This window comes from Streptomyces durocortorensis, from assembly GCF_016901035.1.
GTDB lineage: Bacteria > Actinomycetota > Actinomycetes > Streptomycetales > Streptomycetaceae > Streptomyces > Streptomyces durocortorensis.
In genome coordinates this window covers 1-2,106 of the sequence record NZ_JAFEUF010000455.1, presented here as the reverse complement: position 1 = coordinate 2,106, position 2,106 = coordinate 1, and the positions used below count along the sequence as shown (strand labels likewise).

The 2,106-nt window shown below is 74.4% G+C and carries 1 protein-coding gene and 2 pseudogenes; all 3 read left to right on the top strand.

Annotated elements, in window-relative coordinates:
• Positions 1-191 precede the first annotated feature (191 nt).
• Positions 192-422, top strand: a pseudogene (locus tag JS521_RS35365) (LysR family transcriptional regulator); the annotation flags it as partial.
• A gap of 196 nt (positions 423-618) precedes the next feature.
• Positions 619-1,242 (top strand): annotated as a pseudogene (locus JS521_RS35360) (LysR substrate-binding domain-containing protein); the annotation flags it as partial.
• A gap of 88 nt (positions 1,243-1,330) precedes the next feature.
• Entirely contained in the window at positions 1,331-2,032 is a 702-nt protein-coding gene (locus JS521_RS35355; protein ID WP_205086945.1) for a 2-phosphosulfolactate phosphatase, read from the top strand.
• Positions 2,033-2,106 lie beyond the last annotated feature (74 nt).

Sequence of the window (2,106 nt, the reverse complement as noted above, 5' to 3'; positions counted from 1 at the left end):
GGGCTGGGGAAGGGCTGGGGAAGGGATCACGGGGGGGGCGGCTTCGTTTTCGGGCGCGCCACAGGAGCCCGGGTCGCGTGGCCGGCCGAAGGGGTCGGCCCCGTGTGCGGTCGTCATCAGTCTCGGGCCGAGGGGATCCATGAGTCCAACACATGCTTGTCACGCGATGAATCTCGATTCACGATGGATCCATGGAGCTCCAGCAGATGCGGTACGTGATCGCCGTCGCCGAGACGAACAACTTCACCCGGGCCGCCCAGCGCTGCCTGGTGGTCCAGTCCGCGCTCAGCCACCAGATCGCGCGCCTGGAGAAGGAACTGGGCGCGAGGCTCTTCGAACGCACCAGCCGCCGCGTCCGGTTGACCCCGGCGGGTGCGGCGTTCCTGCCCGCCGCCCGGCAGTGCCTGGACGCGGCGGACCGTGGGGCCCCCCCCCAGGGGGGGGGCGGGGGGGGGGGGGGGGGGGGGGGCCGGGGGGGGGGGGGGCCCCCCCGCGGCCCCCGGGGGCCGCCACCCCCCCCCCCCGGGGGGGGGGGGGGGGGCGGGGGGGGCGGCCTGCCGCCGCGCCCGCGGCCCTCGCCTCGCCGGGGGGCACCGTCCCGCCGCCTCTGGGGGGGGGCCCGTCGGGGAGGTACGCGGACGCCTCAGGGTGGGCCTGATCCCCACCGTCTCCGCCGTGGACCTGCCCACCGTCCTCAAGGACTTCCACCGGCGCCATCCGAACGCCCGGGTGAGCCTCGGCGTGGGAGCGAGCGGGGACCTCGTCGAGCAGGTCCGGCAGGGCGAGACCGACGTGGCCTTTCTCGGCGTCCCGGTATCGGCGCGCCTGCGGGGAGTCATGGCCCGGGAGCTCGCGCGGGAGCGGCTGATCGCCGTGGTCTCCCCTGCCCACCCGCTCGCCGGGGAGTCCTCGGTCGACCTTCGCCGACTGGCCTCGGAGGTGTTCGTGGACCTCCCGGCGAAGACCGCCGGCCGGGCGCAGTCCGATCTCGCCTTCGCCGCCGCCGGTCTCACCCGGGAAGTCGCCTTCGAGGTGACCAACGCCGACTACCTGACCCGGTTGGTCGGTGCGGGCCTGGGTGTGGCCCTGCTGCCGCCGACGTACGTCGCGGGCCTGACCGGGGTGACCACGGTCGAGGTCACGGACGCGCCGTCCCGCGTCGAGTACGTGGTCTGGGGCCGGGAGAGCCGCACCCCGGCGGCCACGGCCTTCCTGAAGCTGTTGGGCATCGAGGAGGAATGAAGGCGGCTGCGCCGACGACCGCCGGCCAATGACGTGAACCGCCTCACCGGCGGGGCGCCTCGGGCCGCACGTACACGATCATGACCGGATGGAGACTCGATTCCTCGGCATCGCCGAACTGACCGGAACACCGTCCGTGGCAGTGGTGGTCGACGTCATGCGGGCCTACACCGTGGCCGCCTGGGCCTTCGCCGGAGGGGCGGAGAAGATCGTCCTCGCCGAGTCGCAGGCGGACGCCCTGGCGCTCAAGGCACGCAACCCGGAGTGGGTGGCACTCAAGGACGGCCCGCCGGCGCCCGGCTTCGACGCCGTCAACTCACCGGGGCTGCTGCGCTCCGTCGACCTCGGCGGACGTACCGTCGTGCAGAAGACCACGGCCGGGACGGTCGGCGCCCTCGCGGTCAAGGAGGCGTCGCTGGTGCTGTGCGCCGGCTTCGTGGTGGCGGAGGCTACGGCCCGGCTCCTGCGGCAACGCGGCTGTGACGCCGTCACGTTCGTGGTCACCGGCGAGGAGGGGCGCGCCGAAGAGGACCTGGCGTGCGCCCAGTACATCGCGGGGAGGGCCACCGGGTCCGGGGCGGACGCCGGCGCGTTCGTGCGCCGCGCCGCCGAGTCGCGTGCCGCCGCCGAACTGACGGAGGGCGTCCGCCAAGGAGCCCATCCCGATGACGTCGCCCTCTGTCTCGAACTCGACCGGTTCCCCTTCGCCATGGTCGCGGCCCAGGAGGACTCGCTGATGGTCCTCCGCCCGTACGCCGTACCCGTTCCGGCCGGGGCGGCTCCGGCCTGATCTCGGGGGGTGGGTTCCACTCCCCTGACCGTGACTCAGCCGGCACGTTCCCCCATCCCACACACACCTCCCGC